Origin of the sequence: Klebsiella africana (genome assembly GCF_020526085.1) — a bacterium.
In the GTDB taxonomy this organism is placed as follows: Bacteria; Pseudomonadota; Gammaproteobacteria; order Enterobacterales; family Enterobacteriaceae; genus Klebsiella; species Klebsiella africana.
Window position 1 is genome coordinate 5,211,578 of sequence record NZ_CP084874.1, and the last position, 19,362, is coordinate 5,230,939.

Annotated in this window: 18 protein-coding genes; all 18 read left to right on the forward strand. The window is 53.3% G+C overall.

The window, feature by feature from the left end; all coding sequences use genetic code 11:
• Positions 1-67: 67 nt before the first annotated feature.
• A complete protein-coding gene (gene rsmG, locus LGL98_RS24995) occupies positions 68-691 on the forward strand; it encodes a 16S rRNA (guanine(527)-N(7))-methyltransferase RsmG (protein WP_136031614.1) in 624 nt (207 codons plus the stop codon).
• 616 nt (positions 692-1,307) lie between these two features.
• Positions 1,308-1,688, forward strand: a complete 381-nt coding sequence (gene atpI, locus LGL98_RS25000) for a F0F1 ATP synthase subunit I (protein ID WP_136031691.1) — start codon at positions 1,308-1,310, stop codon at positions 1,686-1,688.
• An 8-nt stretch (positions 1,689-1,696) separates the two neighbouring features.
• Positions 1,697-2,512 carry a F0F1 ATP synthase subunit A gene (atpB, locus tag LGL98_RS25005; RefSeq protein ID WP_025711372.1) on the forward strand — a complete coding sequence of 272 codons (816 nt, stop codon included), beginning with the start codon at positions 1,697-1,699 and terminating at the stop codon, positions 2,510-2,512.
• 48 nt (positions 2,513-2,560) lie between these two features.
• Positions 2,561-2,800 carry a F0F1 ATP synthase subunit C gene (gene atpE / locus LGL98_RS25010; RefSeq protein ID WP_000429386.1) on the forward strand — a complete coding sequence of 80 codons (240 nt, stop codon included), beginning with the start codon at positions 2,561-2,563 and terminating at the stop codon, positions 2,798-2,800.
• A 50-nt stretch (positions 2,801-2,850) separates the two neighbouring features.
• Positions 2,851-3,321, forward strand: coding sequence for a F0F1 ATP synthase subunit B (atpF, locus tag LGL98_RS25015; protein ID WP_004107293.1), 471 nt, complete (start codon positions 2,851-2,853; stop codon positions 3,319-3,321).
• 14 nt (positions 3,322-3,335) lie between these two features.
• Positions 3,336-3,869 (forward strand): F0F1 ATP synthase subunit delta, encoded by a 534-nt coding sequence (gene atpH / locus LGL98_RS25020; RefSeq protein ID WP_004202307.1) that lies wholly within the window; start codon positions 3,336-3,338, stop codon positions 3,867-3,869.
• Between the two features lie 12 nt (positions 3,870-3,881).
• Complete coding sequence (atpA, locus tag LGL98_RS25025) at positions 3,882-5,423, forward strand: F0F1 ATP synthase subunit alpha (RefSeq protein WP_004144995.1); 1,542 nt, start codon at positions 3,882-3,884, stop codon at positions 5,421-5,423.
• A gap of 50 nt (positions 5,424-5,473) precedes the next feature.
• Complete coding sequence (gene atpG, locus LGL98_RS25030) at positions 5,474-6,337, forward strand: F0F1 ATP synthase subunit gamma (RefSeq protein WP_004144996.1); 864 nt, start codon at positions 5,474-5,476, stop codon at positions 6,335-6,337.
• A 26-nt stretch (positions 6,338-6,363) separates the two neighbouring features.
• Positions 6,364-7,746 (forward strand): F0F1 ATP synthase subunit beta, encoded by a 1,383-nt coding sequence (gene atpD / locus LGL98_RS25035; RefSeq protein ID WP_004144997.1) that lies wholly within the window; start codon positions 6,364-6,366, stop codon positions 7,744-7,746.
• Positions 7,747-7,766: 20 nt separating this feature from the next.
• The gene (locus LGL98_RS25040) at positions 7,767-8,186 is read left to right on the forward strand and encodes a F0F1 ATP synthase subunit epsilon (RefSeq protein WP_001251971.1); all 420 of its coding nucleotides are present in this window, start codon (positions 7,767-7,769) and stop codon (positions 8,184-8,186) included.
• Positions 8,187-8,884: 698 nt separating this feature from the next.
• Positions 8,885-10,255, forward strand: coding sequence for a bifunctional UDP-N-acetylglucosamine diphosphorylase/glucosamine-1-phosphate N-acetyltransferase GlmU (glmU, locus tag LGL98_RS25045; RefSeq protein WP_136031615.1), 1,371 nt, complete (start codon positions 8,885-8,887; stop codon positions 10,253-10,255).
• A 183-nt stretch (positions 10,256-10,438) separates the two neighbouring features.
• Entirely contained in the window at positions 10,439-12,268 is a 1,830-nt protein-coding gene (glmS, locus tag LGL98_RS25050; protein ID WP_136031617.1) for a glutamine--fructose-6-phosphate transaminase (isomerizing), read from the forward strand.
• Positions 12,269-12,605: 337 nt separating this feature from the next.
• The gene (pstS, locus tag LGL98_RS25055) at positions 12,606-13,646 is read left to right on the forward strand and encodes a phosphate ABC transporter substrate-binding protein PstS (protein ID WP_004150308.1); all 1,041 of its coding nucleotides are present in this window, start codon (positions 12,606-12,608) and stop codon (positions 13,644-13,646) included.
• Positions 13,647-13,774: 128 nt separating this feature from the next.
• Positions 13,775-14,734 carry a phosphate ABC transporter permease PstC gene (pstC, locus tag LGL98_RS25060; protein ID WP_061156293.1) on the forward strand — a complete coding sequence of 320 codons (960 nt, stop codon included), beginning with the start codon at positions 13,775-13,777 and terminating at the stop codon, positions 14,732-14,734.
• Positions 14,734-15,624 carry a phosphate ABC transporter permease PstA gene (gene pstA, locus LGL98_RS25065; RefSeq protein ID WP_004151547.1) on the forward strand — a complete coding sequence of 297 codons (891 nt, stop codon included), beginning with the start codon at positions 14,734-14,736 and terminating at the stop codon, positions 15,622-15,624. The genes pstC and pstA overlap by 1 nt, the downstream gene beginning before the upstream one ends.
• 47 nt (positions 15,625-15,671) lie before the next feature.
• Complete coding sequence (gene pstB, locus LGL98_RS25070; protein WP_004145006.1) at positions 15,672-16,445, forward strand: phosphate ABC transporter ATP-binding protein PstB; 774 nt, start codon at positions 15,672-15,674, stop codon at positions 16,443-16,445.
• Positions 16,446-16,495: 50 nt separating this feature from the next.
• Positions 16,496-17,221, forward strand: a complete 726-nt coding sequence (gene phoU / locus LGL98_RS25075; RefSeq protein ID WP_004145007.1) for a phosphate signaling complex protein PhoU — start codon at positions 16,496-16,498, stop codon at positions 17,219-17,221.
• Positions 17,222-17,699: 478 nt separating this feature from the next.
• Complete coding sequence (locus LGL98_RS25080) at positions 17,700-19,334, forward strand: carbohydrate porin (protein ID WP_136031618.1); 1,635 nt, start codon at positions 17,700-17,702, stop codon at positions 19,332-19,334.
• The last annotated feature ends 28 nt before the right edge of the window (positions 19,335-19,362 follow it).

Sequence of the window (19,362 nt, forward strand, 5' to 3'; positions counted from 1 at the left end):
CCTTTATCATTCATAGCCCGGTAAGCGTTAGCGCCTCCGGGCTCATTATTTTTTGAAGGGATTTACCGTGCTCAACAAACTTTCTCGTCTGCTGGATGAAGCGGGTATTTCGCTCACCGATCACCAGAAAAATCAGCTGGTGGCTTACGTCGGGCTGCTCGATAAGTGGAACAAGGCCTATAACCTGACTTCCGTTCGCGATCCGAATGAGATGTTAGTGCGTCACATCCTCGACAGCATCATTGTGGCGCCTTACCTGCAGGGCTCGCGCTTTATCGATGTCGGGACCGGACCTGGGCTTCCAGGTATTCCACTTGCCATCGTGCGCCCGGAGTCGCATTTCACCTTGCTGGACAGTCTCGGCAAGCGTGTGCGCTTTCTGCGTCAGGTACAGCATGAGCTTAAGCTGGCTAACGTCACCCCGGTGCAGAGCCGCGTGGAAGCCTTCCCCGCCGAGCCGCCGTTTGACGGCGTGATAAGCCGCGCTTTCGCATCGCTCAATGATATGGTGAGCTGGTGCCACCATCTGCCGGCAGAGAACGGGCATTTCTATGCGCTCAAAGGGTTAGCGCAAAAAGAAGAGATGGAAAGTCTGCCGGAAGGATATGCCATTGCCGAGGTGATCGAGTTGCATGTTCCTCAGCTGGAAGGGGAGCGACACCTGGTGGTGATTACGCCAAAATCGCGTTAATTTTTATCAAAAAATGTGGAAAAAATGTGGCCCGCGCATGTTACAAAAATAAAAGGCGCCCCCCGATATTATCGGGCTGCATTTAACCATGTTTTTACTATGGCTTTTCTTGCGGTTAACTTTAGCTAAGTGATTCACTGATAAAATAGTCAACTTTGAAAATATCAGGGTGCTAAAAATCGACAATGATGAGTGACCTGTTGATGTTAAATTTTTATTATAAATGTCAATAAAAGGTTTTTATTGTATGTTGGGTTGTTTTAGATAATGACCTCACTTTTTATCTTGAATATCAAAAACATGAAAAATAGTGTTTTATGTCCTTGATTCATTAAAGGGCGCTTGAAATGTTTATTATGTGATCTAATGCACGCTTTAATTGCCGTGTTTCCTCGTTATTTGCAGTTTTGTATGACCGCTCACAGAACGCTGAAATGCACGGAAAGTTGTCCGTTGGAAAATAATTAAACATTTATTCACTATTTTGCTACTTATTGTTTGAAATCACGGGGCGTCACCGTATAATTTGTCCGCTTTTTGATGCTTGACTCTTCGTCTTAAAGGACGTTTTATACGACACGCGACATACCTCAAAGGGAGCAGGAGTAAAAACGTGATGTCAGTGTCGCTCTTGAGTCGAAACGTTGCTCGCAAGCTTCTGTTTATTCAGTTACTGGCCGTAATAGCAAGTGGACTGCTGTTCAGCCTCAAAGACCCCTTCTGGGGCATTTCCGCAGTATGCGGCGGTTTGGCAGTAGTTTTGCCAAACCTGATATTTATGATTTTTGCCTGGCGTCATCAGGCGCATACACCAGCAAAAGGCCGCGTGGCCTGGACCTTCGCCTTCGGTGAAGCCTTCAAGGTGTTGCTAACCTTCGCCCTTCTGGCGATGGCGCTGGCCGTTTTAAAAGTGGTATTTTTGCCGCTGATCGTGACGTGGGTTTTGGTGCTGGTGGTACAAGTTCTGGCGCCAGCTGTAATCAACAACAAAGGGTAAAAGGCATCATGGCTTCAGAAAATATGACGCCGCAGGAATACATAGGTCATCATCTGAATAACCTTCAGATTGACCTGCGTACTTTCTCGCTGGTGGATCCGCACAACCCCCCGGCCACCTTCTGGACGCTCAACATTGACTCCATGTTTTTCTCGGTGGTTCTCGGTCTGCTGTTCCTGGCCATGTTCCGTAGCGTTGCCAAAAAAGCAACCAGCGGTGTACCAGGGAAATTCCAAACCTTCATTGAGATGATCATCGGCTTCGTCCATGGCAGCGTCAAAGACATGTACCATGGCAAGAGCAAGGTCATCGCGCCGCTGGCGCTTACCGTGTTCGTCTGGGTCTTCCTGATGAACCTGATGGACCTGCTGCCAATCGACCTGATTCCTTACATCGGCGAACACATTTTCGGCCTGCCTGCACTGCGCGTGGTTCCGTCTGCTGACGTGAACATCACCCTGTCGATGGCGCTTGGCGTGTTCATCCTGATTATTTTCTACAGCATCAAAATGAAAGGCGTAGGTGGGTTCGTTAAAGAACTGACCATGCAGCCGTTCAATCACTGGGCGTTCATTCCTGTCAACTTAATCCTTGAAGGGGTAAGCCTGCTGTCCAAACCGGTTTCTCTCGGTCTGCGACTGTTCGGCAACATGTATGCCGGTGAGCTGATTTTCATTCTGATTGCTGGTCTGCTGCCGTGGTGGTCACAGTGGGTTCTGAATGTGCCTTGGGCCATTTTCCACATCCTGATTATTACGCTGCAAGCCTTCATCTTCATGGTTCTGACGATTGTCTATCTGTCGATGGCATCTGAAGAGCATTGATTTTTACCAACACTACTACGTTTTAACTGAAACAAACTGGAGACTGTCATGGAAAACCTGAATATGGATCTGCTGTACATGGCTGCCGCTGTGATGATGGGTCTGGCGGCAATCGGTGCTGCGATCGGTATCGGCATCCTCGGGGGTAAATTCCTGGAAGGCGCAGCGCGTCAGCCGGATCTGATTCCTCTGCTGCGTACTCAGTTCTTTATCGTTATGGGTCTGGTGGATGCTATCCCGATGATCGCTGTAGGTCTGGGTCTGTACGTGATGTTCGCCGTCGCGTAGTAAGTTGTTAGAAACCTAAGCCACAGAGTTAATTAAAGAGGTATTGTGCTGTGAACATGAACGCAACAATCCTCGGCCAGGCCATCGCGTTTGTTATCTTCGTATGGTTCTGCATGAAGTACGTATGGCCGCCTTTAATGGCTGCCATCGAAAAACGCCAGAAAGAGATTTCTGACGGTTTAGCTTCTGCAGAACGCGCTAAGAAAGATTTGGACCTTGCACAGGCCAACGCGACCGACCAGCTGAAAAAAGCGAAAGCGGAAGCCCAGGTAATCATTGAGCAGGCGAACAAGCGCCGCTCTCAGATTCTGGACGAAGCTAAAGCTGAAGCAGAACAGGAACGCACCAAAATCGTTGCACAAGCGCAGGCTGAAATTGATGCTGAGCGTAAACGTGCTCGCGAGGAGCTGCGTAAGCAGGTCGCTATCCTGGCTGTTGCTGGCGCCGAGAAGATCATCGAACGTTCCGTGGATGAAGCTGCTAACAGCGACATCGTGGATAAACTTGTCGCTGAACTGTAAGGAGGGAGGGGCTGATGTCTGAATTTGTAACGGTAGCTCGCCCCTACGCCAAAGCAGCTTTTGACTTTGCCGTCGAACACAACAGTGTTGAACGCTGGCAGGATATGCTGGCGTTTGCCGCCGAAGTGACCAAAAACGACCAAATGGCAGAGCTTCTCTCCGGTGCTTTGGCGCCGGAAACGCTCTCAGAAGCGTTTATCGCTATCTGCGGCGAGCAACTCGACGAAAACGGCCAGAACCTGATTAAGGTGATGGCGGAAAATAATCGTCTGAAGGTGCTCCCGGACGTTCTTGAGCAATTCATTCACCTGCGCGCGGCCAGCGAGGCCATCGCAGAGGTAGAAGTAATATCTGCCAACCAACTGAGTGATGAACAGCTTGCCAGGATCGTCAGCGCGATGGAAAAACGTCTGTCACGCAAAGTTAAGCTGAATTGCAAAATCGATAAGTCTGTAATGGCAGGTATTATCATCCGTGCGGGTGATATGGTCATTGATGGCAGCGTACGCGGCCGTCTTGATCGCCTTGCAGACGTCTTGCAGTCTTAAGGGGACTGGAGCATGCAACTGAATTCCACCGAAATCAGCGAACTGATCAAGCAGCGCATTGCTCAGTTCAATGTTGTGAGCGAAGCTCATAACGAAGGTACTATTGTTTCTGTAAGTGACGGTGTTATCCGCATTCACGGCCTTGCCGAATGTATGCAGGGCGAGATGATCTCCCTGCCGGGTAACCGTTACGCAATCGCACTGAACCTGGAGCGCGACTCCGTAGGTGCGGTAGTTATGGGTCCGTACGCCGACCTCGCCGAAGGCATGAAGGTGAAATGTACTGGCCGTATCCTGGAAGTTCCGGTTGGCCGTGGCCTGCTGGGCCGCGTGGTTAACACCCTGGGCGCGCCAATTGATGGTAAAGGTCCGCTGGAAAACGACGGTTTCTCCGCTGTTGAAGCGATCGCGCCAGGCGTAATCGAACGTCAGTCGGTCGATCAGCCGGTACAGACCGGTTATAAATCCGTTGACGCCATGATCCCAATCGGTCGTGGTCAGCGTGAGCTGATCATCGGCGACCGTCAGACCGGTAAAACGGCGCTGGCCATCGATGCCATCATCAACCAGCGTGATTCCGGCATTAAGTGCGTCTATGTCGCTATCGGTCAGAAAGCCTCCACTATTTCTAACGTGGTGCGCAAACTGGAAGAGCACGGCGCGCTGGCCAACACCATCGTGGTGGTAGCGACTGCATCTGAATCTGCTGCACTGCAATACCTGGCGCCATACGCCGGTTGCGCAATGGGCGAATACTTCCGCGACCGCGGTGAAGATGCGCTGATCGTTTACGATGACCTGTCTAAACAGGCTGTTGCTTACCGTCAGATCTCCCTGCTGCTCCGTCGTCCGCCAGGACGTGAAGCGTTCCCGGGCGACGTATTCTACCTCCACTCCCGTCTGCTGGAGCGTGCTGCGCGTGTTAACGCCGAATACGTTGAAGCCTTCACCAAAGGTGAAGTGAAAGGGAAAACCGGTTCTCTGACCGCGCTGCCGATTATCGAAACGCAGGCGGGTGACGTTTCCGCATTCGTTCCGACCAACGTAATCTCCATTACCGATGGTCAGATCTTCCTGGAAACTAACCTGTTTAACGCTGGTATTCGTCCTGCGGTTAACCCGGGTATCTCCGTATCCCGTGTTGGTGGTGCAGCGCAGACCAAGATCATGAAGAAACTGTCCGGTGGTATCCGTACCGCGCTGGCGCAGTATCGTGAACTGGCGGCGTTCTCCCAGTTTGCATCCGACCTTGACGATGCAACCCGCAAACAGCTGGACCACGGTCAGAAAGTGACCGAGCTGCTGAAACAGAAACAGTATGCGCCGATGTCCGTCGCGCAGCAGTCTCTGGTTCTGTTCGCAGCAGAACGTGGTTACCTGGCTGATGTAGAACTGGCGAAAATCGGTAGCTTCGAAGCCGCTCTGCTGGCTTACGTCGACCGTGATCACGCTCCGCTGATGCAAGAGATTAACCAGTCCGGTGGCTATAACGACGAAATCGAAGGCAAGCTGAAAGGCATCCTCGATTCCTTCAAAGCAACCCAGTCCTGGTAACGTCTGGCGGTCTGTCTTAGGGCAGGCCGCAAGGCATTGAGGAGAAGCTCATGGCCGGCGCAAAAGAGATACGTAGTAAGATCGCAAGCGTCCAGAACACGCAAAAGATCACTAAAGCGATGGAGATGGTCGCCGCTTCCAAAATGCGTAAATCGCAGGAGCGCATGGCGGCCAGCCGTCCTTACGCAGATACTATGCGCAAAGTGATTGGTCACCTTGCGAACGGTAATCTGGAATATAAGCACCCTTACCTGGAAGAACGCGACGTTAAGCGCGTGGGCTACCTGGTGGTGTCGACCGACCGTGGTCTGTGCGGCGGCTTGAACATTAACCTGTTCAAGAAACTGTTGGCGGAAATGAAAGCATGGTCCGATAAAGGCGTTCAGTGCGACCTCGCAATGATCGGCTCTAAAGGCGTCTCTTTCTTTAACTCCGTTGGCGGCAACGTGGTTGCACAGGTGACCGGTATGGGGGATAACCCATCCCTGTCCGAACTGATCGGCCCGGTAAAAGTGATGTTGCAGGCCTATGATGAAGGCCGTCTGGACAAGCTGTACGTTGTCAGCAACAAATTTATTAACACCATGTCTCAGGTTCCGACGATCACTCAGCTGCTGCCGTTACCGGCATCAGAAGATGCTGATCTGAAACGCAAATCCTGGGATTACCTGTATGAGCCCGATCCGAAAGCGCTGCTGGATACCCTCCTGCGCCGCTACGTCGAATCTCAGGTTTATCAGGGCGTGGTTGAAAACCTGGCCAGCGAGCAGGCCGCCCGTATGGTGGCGATGAAAGCCGCGACCGATAATGGCGGCAGCCTGATTAAAGAGCTGCAGTTGGTATACAACAAAGCTCGTCAGGCCAGCATTACTCAGGAACTCACCGAGATCGTCTCGGGGGCCGCCGCGGTTTAACCAGGTTATTTCGTAGAGGATTTAAGATGGCTACTGGAAAGATTGTCCAGGTAATCGGCGCCGTGGTCGACGTCGAGTTCCCTCAGGATGCCGTACCACGCGTGTACGAAGCCCTTGAGGTACAGAATGGTAATGAAGTTCTGGTGCTGGAAGTTCAGCAGCAGCTGGGCGGCGGTATCGTACGTACCATCGCCATGGGTTCTTCTGATGGTCTGCGTCGTGGTCTGGATGTAAAAGACCTCGAGCACCCGATCGAAGTCCCGGTAGGTAAAGCAACGCTGGGTCGTATCATGAACGTACTGGGTCAACCGGTTGACATGAAAGGCGACATCGGCGAAGAAGAGCGTTGGGCTATCCACCGCGCGGCACCGTCCTATGAAGAGCTGTCCAGCTCTCAGGAACTGCTGGAAACCGGCATCAAAGTTATCGACCTGATGTGTCCGTTCGCGAAGGGCGGTAAAGTTGGTCTGTTCGGCGGTGCGGGTGTAGGTAAAACCGTAAACATGATGGAGCTGATCCGTAACATCGCGATCGAGCACTCCGGTTACTCTGTGTTTGCGGGCGTAGGTGAGCGTACTCGTGAGGGTAACGACTTCTACCACGAAATGACCGACTCCAACGTTATCGATAAAGTATCCCTGGTGTACGGCCAGATGAACGAGCCGCCGGGAAACCGTCTGCGCGTTGCGCTGACCGGCCTGACCATGGCTGAGAAATTCCGTGACGAAGGTCGTGACGTACTGCTGTTCGTCGATAACATCTATCGTTACACCCTGGCCGGTACTGAAGTATCCGCGCTGCTGGGTCGTATGCCTTCAGCGGTAGGTTATCAGCCGACCCTGGCGGAAGAGATGGGTGTTCTGCAGGAACGTATCACCTCCACCAAAACCGGTTCTATCACCTCCGTACAGGCGGTATACGTACCGGCGGATGACTTAACTGACCCATCCCCAGCGACTACCTTTGCTCACTTAGATGCAACCGTAGTACTGAGCCGTCAGATCGCTTCCCTGGGTATCTACCCGGCCGTTGACCCGCTGGACTCCACCAGCCGTCAGCTGGATCCGCTGGTTGTTGGTCAGGAACACTACGACACCGCGCGTGGCGTTCAGTCCATCCTGCAGCGTTATCAGGAACTGAAAGACATCATCGCCATCCTCGGTATGGACGAACTGTCTGAAGAAGACAAACTGGTGGTAGCTCGCGCGCGTAAGATCCAGCGCTTCCTGTCCCAGCCGTTCTTCGTGGCAGAAGTCTTTACCGGTTCTCCGGGCAAATACGTGGCGCTGAAAGACACCATCCGTGGCTTTAAAGGCATCATGGAAGGCGAATACGATCACCTGCCAGAGCAGGCGTTCTACATGGTCGGTTCCATCGACGAAGCCGTGGAAAAAGCCAAAAAACTTTAACGCCTTAATCGGAGGGTGATATGGCAATGACTTACCACCTGGACGTCGTCAGCGCAGAGCAACAAATGTTCTCTGGTCTGGTCGAAAAAATCCAGGTAACGGGTAGCGAAGGTGAACTGGGTATTTACCCGGGCCACGCGCCGCTGCTCACCGCCATTAAGCCTGGTATGATTCGCATCGTTAAACAGCACGGTCATGAAGAGTTTATCTACCTGTCCGGCGGCATTCTTGAAGTGCAGCCTGGCAGCGTGACCGTTCTGGCGGATACCGCAATTCGCGGTCAGGACCTCGACGAAGCGCGAGCGCTGGAAGCGAAACGCAAAGCGGAAGAGCACATTAAGAGCTCTCACGGTGATGTGGATTACGCTCAGGCGTCTGCGGAACTGGCCAAAGCGATCGCTAAACTGCGCGTTATCGAGTTGACCAAAAAAGCGATGTAACACCGGCTTGAACGTAAAAAGCCAGTCTGGTTTTCCAGACTGGCTTTTTTTATGGCTCGCCACAGATCCGCGGATGAAGCGAAAACAAAATTCCCGCTTAATTGTTATTGATTAGTTAAATGAGGAGGCGTAGACTCTTTTTATGTGATGTACGTCACAAAAAAGAACGTTATTAAACTGCACCTGCGTCAGGAAATCATCATGAAACTGTTTCATAAAATCATCGCCAAATTTAGCGTACTGAGCTTCTAAGTTCCGCGCTATCTCCACCCGCTTACACGACGTATCGCCCATCAAAACGACAACACAGGCGATGTGCAACCGGGAAAAGAAGGTCACCTGATAGGTGGCCTTTCGTTTTTATGGATAGCATCAATCACTTTACCGCCCTCCCCCGCCAGCGACTGGCGACTATTTATCCTGGTTCATCCCGCTGTGGATGCCTGAAACTGCCTGCCGCTGCCGCTTTATTCAGGTGGCGAAAAAACAGCAAAAGCAGTGAGATAGTCAATGATTACCCTCCCTGCCCTCCTTTTTCAGCGTTAAACTGATTTGCAGTGGTCAAAATTAGCGTCATAAAATGATGGATAGCTGTGAGCCTGGACGTTTTCTCCACGTCTCGTTTTATGATGAAAAATATGTAGAAATTTCAACGTGAAAGGCTTTTACTTTTCGTTCTAACTACCGTCAGGATGAGTATGTCAAATAGTGCGATGAGCGTGGTTATCCTTGCCGCAGGCAAAGGGACCCGCATGTATTCCGATCTTCCTAAGGTGCTGCATACCCTGGCCGGGAAGCCAATGGTGCAGCATGTCATTGATGCTGCTAACGATTTAGGCGCCAGTGCGGTACATCTGGTATATGGCCACGGTGGCGAACTGCTGCGTCAGACGCTGCATGAAGACAACCTGAACTGGGTGCTGCAGGCCGAGCAGCTCGGTACCGGGCACGCCATGCAGCAGGCGGCGCCGTTCTTCAATGATGATGAAGACATTTTGATGCTCTATGGCGACGTGCCGCTGATCTCCGTTGAGACGCTACAGCGCCTGCGCGCTGCGAAACCACAGGGCGGTATTGGCCTGTTGACGGTGAAGCTGGATGATCCAACCGGTTATGGGCGCATCACGCGTGAAAATGGCCAGGTGACAGGTATCGTTGAGCATAAAGACGCCAGCGAAGCGCAGCGCCAGATTCAGGAAATCAACACCGGGATCCTGATCGCTGGCGGAGCAGATCTCAAGCGCTGGCTGGCGAAACTTACCAATAACAACGCTCAGGGCGAATACTACATCACCGATATCATCGCCATGGCGCACCAGGAAGGGCACGAGATCGTCGCGGTGCATCCGCAGCGTCTGAGCGAAGTCGAAGGCGTCAACAATCGCCTGCAGCTTGCGCGCCTGGAGCGCGTCTACCAGGCTGAGCAGGCGGAAAAGCTGCTGCTGGCGGGCGTGATGCTGCGCGATCCGGCGCGTTTCGATCTTCGCGGTACGCTGCAGCATGGGCGCGATGTAGAGATCGATACTAACGTTATTCTGGAAGGCAACGTGGTGCTGGGCGATCGAGTGAAAATCGGCGCCGGCTGCGTGATCAAAAACAGCACCATCGGCGATGACTGCGAAATTAGCCCCTACAGCGTGGTGGAAGATGCCCAGCTGCAGGCTGCCTGCACCATCGGCCCATTTGCTCGTCTGCGTCCGGGCGCCGAACTGCTGGAAGGCGCCCACGTTGGTAACTTCGTGGAAATGAAAAAAGCGCGTCTCGGAAAAGGCTCCAAGGCGGGTCATCTGACCTATCTGGGCGATGCGGAGATCGGTGATAATGTCAATATCGGCGCGGGCACCATCACCTGCAACTACGATGGCGCGAATAAGCATAAAACGATTATTGGCGATGATGTCTTTGTCGGCTCGGATACTCAGCTGGTGGCGCCCGTCATGGTAGGCAACGGCGTTACTATCGCCGCCGGGACCACCGTTACGCGCAATATCGCCGATAACGAGCTGGTGTTGAGCCGCGTACCGCAGGTCCATAAGCAGGGCTGGCAGCGTCCGGTGAAGAAGAAATAATTTGGATTATCGCCGGGGAAATTTCCCCGGCGAACCAGGATGAGAGGGTCAACATAGATCCCCGTCCGCAGGCAGTACCATAACAATAACCCCACTCTCTACAAGGCTCGGGGCGCCCGGAAAACGGGCAAATACAGGTCAGCGACAACGCATGGCATATCGCCATTATCAGGAAATTTAACTATGTGTGGAATTGTTGGCGCAGTCGCGCAGCGTGATATTGCTGAAATCCTTCTCGAAGGTTTACGTCGTCTGGAATACCGTGGCTATGACTCTGCCGGTCTGGCAGTGGTCGACAGCGAAGGTCATATGACCCGCGTGCGTCGCCTGGGTAAAGTTCAGATGCTGGCTCAGGCGGTAGAAGAGCAACCGTTACACGGTGGCACCGGGATCGCCCATACTCGCTGGGCGACGCACGGCGAACCGTCTGAGAGCAATGCGCATCCGCATGTTTCTGAACACATTGTGGTGGTCCATAACGGGATCATCGAGAACCATGAGCCGCTGCGCGCCCTGCTGCAGTCTCGCGGCTACGTCTTTGTCACCGAGACCGATACCGAAGTTATCGCCCATCTGGTGCACTGGGAGCTGGAACAAGGCGGTACCTTGCGTGAAGCTGTCCTGCGCGCCATCCCGCAGCTGCGCGGCGCCTACGGTACGGTGATCATGGATACCCGTGACCCGGGAACTCTGCTGGCTGCCCGCTCCGGTAGCCCGCTGGTGATTGGCCTGGGCATGGGCGAAAACTTTATCGCTTCCGACCAGCTGGCATTGCTGCCAGTGACCCGCCGCTTTATCTTCCTCGAAGAGGGCGATATTGCCGAAGTCACTCGCCGCTCGGTGGTGATTTTTGATAAGTCCGGTGCACAAGTGAATCGCCAGGAGATCGAATCCAATCTGCAGTATGACGCTGGCGATAAAGGTATCTACCGCCACTATATGCAGAAAGAGATTTTCGAGCAGCCGAACGCGATTAAGAACACCCTGACCGGGCGCATCAGCCATGGCGAAGTGGATCTCAGCGAGCTGGGACCGAACGCCAATGAAATGCTGGCTCAGGTTGAACATATTCAGATTGTTGCCTGTGGGACGTCCTATAACTCCGGTATGGTCTCCCGCTACTGGTTCGAAGCACTAGCCGGCGTCCCGTGCGATGTGGAAATCGCCTCCGAATTCCGCTATCGCAAGTCCGCGGTGCGTCGCAATAGCCTGATGATCACTCTCTCCCAGTCGGGTGAAACCGCCGATACCCTGGCGGCGCTGCGTCTGTCGAAAGAGCTAGGCTATCTCGGCTCGCTGGCTATCTGCAACGTGCCGGGCTCGTCACTGGTGCGCGAGTCCAATCTGGCGCTGATGACCAAAGCAGGAACGGAAATCGGTGTTGCCTCGACCAAAGCCTTTACCACTCAGCTAACCGTGCTGTTGATGCTGGTGGCGAAACTGGCGCGACTGAAAGGTCAGGATGCGTCTATTGAGCATGATATCGTCCACGGCCTGCAGGCTCTGCCGAACCGTATCGAGCAGATGCTCTCCCAGGACAAGCGTATTGAGCAGCTGGCAGAGCGTTTCTCTGATAAGCATCATGCGCTGTTCCTTGGCCGCGGCGATCAGTACCCGATCGCTATGGAAGGGGCGCTGAAGCTGAAAGAGATCTCCTACATTCACGCGGAAGCCTATGCGGCGGGCGAGCTGAAACACGGCCCGCTGGCGCTGATTGATGCGGAAATGCCGGTGATCGTGGTGGCGCCGAACAACGAACTGCTGGAAAAACTGAAATCCAACATCGAAGAGGTTCGTGCCCGCGGCGGTGAACTGTATGTCTTTGCCGACGGTGAAGCCGGCTTCAACGGTAGCGATAACATGCACATCATTGAGATGCCGCATGTGGAAGAGACCATCGCCCCTATCTTCTATACGGTTCCGTTGCAGCTGTTGGCTTATCACGTCGCGCTGATCAAAGGCACTGACGTTGACCAGCCGCGTAACCTGGCGAAATCGGTCACGGTTGAGTAAAGCATCCTGTCTTGCAAAGGGCTGCCGGCGGCGGCCCTTTTTTATTTTCACTTGCTGTTTGTCATCGATTTTGTGCGCAATATTTTGGCTGGTGGTAGATGACAAACGAACGTTTTGCGGTCCGATTTCGCTGTCATAAAAAGAAAATTATTCTGTCATTGCACGGTCATGATTACAGATAACTATCTGAGTTGTATGACTATTATTTGCTGTAAAATCCCTTCTTTCGACCTGTCATAAAACTGTCATAATTCGTACATTTTACTGTCACCTCTTTGACCTATTTTGCTCACCATAGCCTCGAAACAATGATTTACGTATCCCAGCAGGAGACATTATGAACGTTATGCGTACCACCGTCGCAACAGTTGTCGCCGCGACCTTATCGATGAGCGCTTTCTCTGCCTTCGCAGCAGCAAGCCTGACTGGCGCAGGCGCAACTTTCCCTGCGCCGGTGTATGCCAAATGGGCTGACACCTATCAGAAAGAAACCGGCAATAAAGTAAACTACCAGGGTATTGGTTCCTCTGGTGGCGTTAAGCAGATTATTGCCAACACCGTTGATTTTGGTGCTTCTGATGCTCCGCTGGCTGATGACAAACTGACCCAGGAAGGTCTGTTCCAGTTCCCGACCGTGATTGGCGGCGTGGTACTGGCGGTTAACCTGCCTGGCGTGAAATCCGGCGAACTGGTGCTGGATGGCAAAACCCTGGGCGATATCTACCTGGGTAAAATTAAAAAATGGGATGACGAAGCGATCGCTAAACTCAACCCGGGCCTGAAGCTGCCGTCGCAGAACATCGCTGTGGTCCGCCGCGCCGATGGTTCCGGTACCTCCTTCGTCTTCACCAGCTACCTGTCCAAAGTGAATGAAGAGTGGAAATCGAAAATCGGCGCCGGCTCTACCGTTAACTGGCCAACCGGTCTGGGCGGTAAAGGCAACGACGGTATCGCCGCCTTTGTTCAGCGTCTGCCGGGTTCGATTGGTTACGTTGAATACGCTTATGCCAAGCAAAACAACCTGGCCTACACCAAACTGGTCTCTGCCGACGGCAAGCCGGTTAGCCCGACTGAAGACAACTTCGCTAACGCCGCAAAAGGCGTTGACTGGAGCAAGTCTTTCGCTCAGGACCTGACCAACCAGAAAGGCGAAAATGCATGGCCGATCACCTCAACCACCTTCATCCTGGTACATAAGGCGACCAACAAGCCGGAACAGACCGCTGAAGTGCTGAAGTTCTTCGACTGGGCGTATAAAAACGGCGGGAAAGAAGCGAATGCGCTGGATTACGCGACGCTGCCGGAAAGCGTGGTAGAGCAGGTTCGCGCAGCATGGAAAACCAACGTCAAAGACAGCAGCGGTAAAGCGCTGTACTAACAGTAGATTTTTGACGAAGATGGCGGGGGCGTTCAGGCGCTGCCCGCCCTACGGTTCAGACTGTAGGCCCGGGAGCCAACGCCACCGGGCATTTATTCGAACAAGTTTTAATACGTAAAGAGTAATCTATGGCTGCAACCAAGCCTGCATTTACCCCTCCGGGGAAAAAGGGTGACATGATTTTCAGTGCGCTGGTAAAACTGGCTGCGCTGATTGTGCTATTGATGCTGGGCGGCATCATCGTTTCCCTGATCATCTCTTCCTGGCCGAGCATTCAAAAGTTTGGCTTTGCCTTTTTGTGGACCAAAGAGTGGGATGCGCCTAACGAGATCTTCGGCGCGCTGGTCCCGATTTACGGAACCCTGGTCACCTCTTTTATCGCGCTGCTGATCGCCGTCCCGGTGAGCTTCGGCATCGCGCTGTTTCTGACCGAACTGTCCCCCGCCTGGCTCAAGCGTCCGCTGGGCATTGCGATTGAGCTGCTGGCGGCAATCCCGAGCATTGTGTACGGCATGTGGGGCCTGTTTATTTTCGCACCGCTGTTTGCGACTTACTTCCAGGAGCCGGTCGGCAACGTCCTGTCGACCATCCCGTTCGTCGGTGCGCTGTTTGCCGGCCCGGCGTTTGGTATCGGCATCCTCGCCGCTGGCATCATTCTGGCCATCATGATCATCCCTTATATCGCCGCGGTCATGCGCGATGTTTTCGAACAGACGCCGGTGATGATGAAAGAGTCGGCCTATGGCATCGGCTGCACCACCTGGGAAGTGATCTGGCGCATCGTTTTACCGTTCACCAAAAACGGGGTGATTGGCGGGGTGATGCTCGGTCTGGGCCGCGCGCTGGGTGAAACCATGGCGGTTACCTTTATCATCGGCAACACCTACCAGCTCGACAGCATCTCGTTGTATATGCCAGGGAACAGTATTACCTCCGCGCTGGCTAATGAGTTCGCCGAAGCGGAAACCGGCCTGCACGTGGCGGCGCTGATGGAGCTGGGTCTGATCCTGTTCGTTATCACCTTTATCGTTCTGGCAGCGTCGAAGTTTATGATTATGCGCCTCGCGAAGAATGAGGGGGCACGCTAATGGCGACCATTGAATTGCAAACTACCGCCGAACTGGCGGAGTCCCGTCGCAAGATGCAGGCCAAACGCCGTATGAAGAACCGTATTGCTCTGGCGCTGTCGATGGCGACCATGGCGTTTGGTTTGTTCTGGCTTATCTGGATCCTGATGGCGACGATAACCCGCGGCTTCGACGGCATGAGTCTGGCGCTGTTCACCGAAATGACGCCGCCGCCGAATACCGCGGGCGGTGGTCTGGCTAACGCCCTCGCCGGCAGCGGCCTGCTGATCCTGTGGGCAACCGTCTTTGGTACGCCGCTGGGTATCCTCGCCGGAATTTATCTGGCGGAGTATGGCCGCAAGTCGGTGCTGGCGGAAATCATCCGCTTTATCAACGACATTCTGCTTTCCGCGCCGTCTATCGTGGTCGGCCTGTTCGTCTACACCATCGTGGTGGCGCAGATGCAGCACTTCTCGGGCTGGGCGGGCGTTATCGCGCTGGCGCTGCTGCAGGTGCCTATCGTTATTCGTACCACCGAAAACATGCTGAAGCTGGTGCCGGATAGCCTGCGTGAAGCGGCCTATGCGCTGGGGACGCCGAAGTGGAAGATGATCTCGGCGATCACCCTGAAAGCCTCCGTCTCAGGGATTATGACCGGGATCCTGCTGGCTATCGCCCGTATCGCCGGGGAAACAGCGCCGCTGCTGTTCACCGCGCTGTCCAACCAGTTCTGGAGCACCGACATGATGCAGCCGATCGCTAACCTGCCGGTGACCATTTTCAAATTTGCCATGAGTCCGTTTGCGGAGTGGCAGCAACTGGCATGGGCTGGGGTATTGATTATCACCCTGTGCGTCTTGCTGCTGAACATCCTGGCGCGCGTTATCTTCGCCAAGAAGAAACACGGTTAATTTTTTGCGGCGCAGCAACTGCTGCGCTGAATGAGGAAGAGATAGAGATGAGTATGGTGAATACAGCTCCGGGTAAGATTTCAGTTCGTAACCTGAACTTCTACTACGGCAAATTCCATGCCCTGAAGAACATCAACCTGGATATTACCAAAAACCAGGTGACGGCGTTTATCGGTCCGTCAGGCTGTGGTAAATCCACCCTGCTGCGCACGTTCAACAAGATGTTCGAACTGTATCCGGAGCAGCGCGCGGAAGGCGAGATCCTGCTGGATGGCGACAACATTCTGACCAACACCCAGGATATCGCCCTGCTGCGCGCTAAGGTTGGCATGGTGTTCCAGAAACCAACGCCGTTCCCGATGTCCATTTATGACAATATCGCCTTCGGCGTGCGCCTGTTTGAAAAGCTGTCCCGTGCTGATATGGACGAGCGCGTGCAGTGGGCGCTGACCAAAGCCGCATTATGGAACGAAACCAAAGATAAACTGCACCAGAGCGGGTATTCTCTCTCCGGTGGTCAGCAGCAGCGTCTGTGCATTGCCCGCGGTATCGCGATCCGCCCGGAAGTGCTACTGCTTGATGAGCCGTGCTCCGCGCTGGACCCGATCTCCACCGGGCGTATCGAAGAGCTGATCACCGAGCTGAAACAGGACTACACCGTCGTTATCGTGACTCACAACATGCAGCAGGCTGCGCGTTGCTCCGACCATACGGCATTTATGTATCTTGGCGAGCTGATTGAGTTCAGCAACACGGACGACCTGTTCACCAAGCCCGCGAAGAAACAAACTGAAGATTATATTACTGGCCGCTACGGTTGATTTGCCCTTGTGCTTTCAGGCTCTCACCAGTTGGGCAATCAGGAGACACCATGGACAACCTAAATCTTAACAAACATATTTCCGGCCAGTTCAACGCTGAACTGGAGTATATCCGCACCCAGGTGATGACCATGGGGGGGCTGGTGGAGCAACAGCTTTCTGATGCGATCACCGCCATGCATAACCAGGACAGCGATCTGGCGAAACGCGTGATTGACGGCGACAAACAGGTCAACATGATGGAAGTGGCGATCGATGAAGCGTGCGTGCGCATCATCGCCAAGCGCCAGCCGACCGCCAGCGACCTGCGCCTGGTAATGGCGATCATCAAGACTATCGCTGAGCTGGAACGTATTGGCGACGTGGCGGATAAAATCTGCCGCACCGCGCTGGAGAAGTTTTCCCAGCAGCACCAGCCGCTGCTGGTGAGCCTCGAATCGCTGGGCCGCCACACGGTGCAGATGCTGCATGACGTACTGGATGCATTTGCGCGTATGGATCTCGACGAAGCGGTACGTATCTATCGTGAAGATAAGAAAGTCGACCAGGAGTATGAAGGCATCGTGCGTCAGCTGATGACCTACATGATGGAAGACTCGCGCACTATCCCCAGCGTCCTGACGGCGCTGTTCTGCGCACGCTCCATCGAGCGTATCGGCGATCGCTGCCAGAATATCTGCGAATATATTTTCTACTTCGTTAAAGGTCAGGATTTCCGTCACGTTGGCGGCGATGAGCTGGATAAACTGCTCGCTGGCAAAGATCCGAAAGAGTAATAATCATTCTGTCTAATTCTGGTAAATGGCTTTATCAGAATTAGATATGTTTTTCCCGGCGGCAGCGAGATTGCTGAGATTATCGTCACAATTAACAATCTGCCCGTTTGAGTTATTCATTTTATCGCGTAACAATCAGCGTCCACTCCTGAGCTTTAACGCTCAGGGTGGTTTAAACGGATTGTGACTGCGACAGCAGGCAAAACCTGATATTGCCCCACGGCGGCGATATCAGGTTTTTTTGTTTTATGCGGGCCAATAATGGCTGAATGAGGGTTGCTACCGCGATGTGCGGGCAAAACCTGAAGAGGATTATCTGTTAAAGCAGATCGTCTTCTTCAGGTTTTTTTGTTTTTGTCTAACCGCAAAAATAATAGCTATTGCGACATCAAACGGTATGGATACGGCTATTAGCACCGCACGGAATAGGGGTTGCTGTCGTGTTTTATTTACGCCAATGATTATATAAGGGAATATTATGATGAGAAAAAACAGGATCGCTTCGGCGATAGTCTTGCTGGCGCCGCTTTGTTACTCAACCCACCTGCTGGCAAGCCCGTTGACGGTGGAACAACGGCTTGAGCTGCTGGAAAAAGCGCTCAAAGACACGCAAAAAGAGCTCAAAAAATATCAGGACCAGGAGAGAAAAAGAGACCAGATTTGGGCCTCATGGTCTCCGCCTGCGGAAAGTCAGAAGCGCAAGACCGGGGTGGCGGCTGCCGGGCCGAAAACGGCGGTTAAACCGGATGCGGTGCTGGTTAAAAATCAACAACCTGTCACCGATGGCGCGCCAGCCTACAGCGCGATGACGCTGACCGACTTTAGCAAGTTCGTGAAAGATGAAATTGGCTTTAGCTATAACGGCTACTTCCGTTCCGGCTGGGGTACCGCCTCGCACGGCTCGCCAAAATCATGGGCGATTGGCTCGCTTGGTCGCCTGGGCAACGAATATTCCGGCTGGTTCGATCTGCAGCTGAAGCAGCGGGTATTTCAGGAAGGCGATAAACGCGTCGATGCCATCGTGATGCTCGACGGGAACGTCGGCCAGCAGTACTCCTCAGGCTGGTTTGGTGACAATGCCGGCGGCGAAAACTACATCCAGTTCTCGGATATGTACGTTAACACTAAAGGGTTCCTGCCGTTTGCCCCGGAAGCCGATTTCTGGGTCGGCAAACACGGGGCGCCAAAAATCGAAATTCAGATGCTGGACTGGAAAACGCAGAGAACCGATGCGGCGGCCGGCGTAGGGCTGGAAAACTGGCAGGTGGGCGCCGGAAAATTCGATATCGCGTTGATTCGCGAAGATGTCGATGATTATGACCGTTCTTTAAGCAATAAGCAGCAAATTAACACCAACACCCTGGACGTTCGCTACAAAGAGATTCCGCTGTGGGATAAAGCCAGCCTGATGGTTAGCGGGCGCTATGTCGCCGCCAACCAAAGTTCCTCTGAGAAATATAAAGAGGGCAATGAAGGTTATTATCCGTGGAAAGATACCTGGATGACGGGGGCCTCGTTAACGCAGAAATGGGCTAACGGCGGCTTCAACGAATTCTCTTTCTTACTGGCCAATAACTCTATTGCCAGCAGCTTCTCGCGCTATGCCGGATCCAGCCCCTATACCACCTTTAATGGCCGCTATTATGGCGATCATACCAATGGCACCGCTGTGCGTTTAACTTCGCAGGGGGAAACCTATTTACGCGATGACGTTATTATGGCGAATGCCATCGTCTACTCCTTTGGTAACGACGTCTATAGCTACGAAACCGGAGCTCACTCCGATTTTGAATCTATCCGTACGGTTCTGCGACCGGCTTATATCTGGGATAAATATAACCAGACCGGCGTCGAGCTGGGATACTTCAAACAGCAAAACAAAGATGTTACCGGCAAGAAATATAACGAATCCGGCTACAAGACCACGCTGTTCCATACCTTCAAAGTCAATACCAGTATGCTGACCTCGCGCCCGGAAATTCGCTTCTATGCCACCTATATTAAAGCGAAGGATATTGACCTGGATAAGGCCGCGAATAATACCACCAGTATTTTTGAAGACGGCAAGAACGATCAGTTTGCCGTGGGAGCGCAGGCGGAAATCTGGTGGTGAGACGATAACAAAACGGACACAACAGAAG

What these genes read in the sequence shown, in the direction of transcription:
- atpI (WP_136031691.1), top strand. Translation starts at nt 1,308, where the DNA reads ATGTCAGTGTCGCTCTTGAGTCGAAACGTTGCTCGCAAGCTTCTGTTT.
- atpB (WP_025711372.1), top strand. Translation starts at nt 1,697, where the DNA reads ATGGCTTCAGAAAATATGACGCCGCAGGAATACATAGGTCATCATCTG.
- atpE (WP_000429386.1), top strand. Translation starts at nt 2,561, where the DNA reads ATGGAAAACCTGAATATGGATCTGCTGTACATGGCTGCCGCTGTGATG.
- atpH (WP_004202307.1), top strand. Translation starts at nt 3,336, where the DNA reads ATGTCTGAATTTGTAACGGTAGCTCGCCCCTACGCCAAAGCAGCTTTT.
- atpA (WP_004144995.1), top strand. Translation starts at nt 3,882, where the DNA reads ATGCAACTGAATTCCACCGAAATCAGCGAACTGATCAAGCAGCGCATT.
- atpG (WP_004144996.1), top strand. Translation starts at nt 5,474, where the DNA reads ATGGCCGGCGCAAAAGAGATACGTAGTAAGATCGCAAGCGTCCAGAAC.
- atpD (WP_004144997.1), top strand. Translation starts at nt 6,364, where the DNA reads ATGGCTACTGGAAAGATTGTCCAGGTAATCGGCGCCGTGGTCGACGTC.
- LGL98_RS25040 (WP_001251971.1), top strand. Translation starts at nt 7,767, where the DNA reads ATGGCAATGACTTACCACCTGGACGTCGTCAGCGCAGAGCAACAAATG.
- glmU (WP_136031615.1), top strand. Translation starts at nt 8,885, where the DNA reads ATGTCAAATAGTGCGATGAGCGTGGTTATCCTTGCCGCAGGCAAAGGG.
- glmS (WP_136031617.1), top strand. Translation starts at nt 10,439, where the DNA reads ATGTGTGGAATTGTTGGCGCAGTCGCGCAGCGTGATATTGCTGAAATC.
- pstS (WP_004150308.1), top strand. Translation starts at nt 12,606, where the DNA reads ATGAACGTTATGCGTACCACCGTCGCAACAGTTGTCGCCGCGACCTTA.
- pstC (WP_061156293.1), top strand. Translation starts at nt 13,775, where the DNA reads ATGGCTGCAACCAAGCCTGCATTTACCCCTCCGGGGAAAAAGGGTGAC.
- pstA (WP_004151547.1), top strand. Translation starts at nt 14,734, where the DNA reads ATGGCGACCATTGAATTGCAAACTACCGCCGAACTGGCGGAGTCCCGT.
- pstB (WP_004145006.1), top strand. Translation starts at nt 15,672, where the DNA reads ATGAGTATGGTGAATACAGCTCCGGGTAAGATTTCAGTTCGTAACCTG.
- phoU (WP_004145007.1), top strand. Translation starts at nt 16,496, where the DNA reads ATGGACAACCTAAATCTTAACAAACATATTTCCGGCCAGTTCAACGCT.
- LGL98_RS25080 (WP_136031618.1), top strand. Translation starts at nt 17,700, where the DNA reads ATGATGAGAAAAAACAGGATCGCTTCGGCGATAGTCTTGCTGGCGCCG.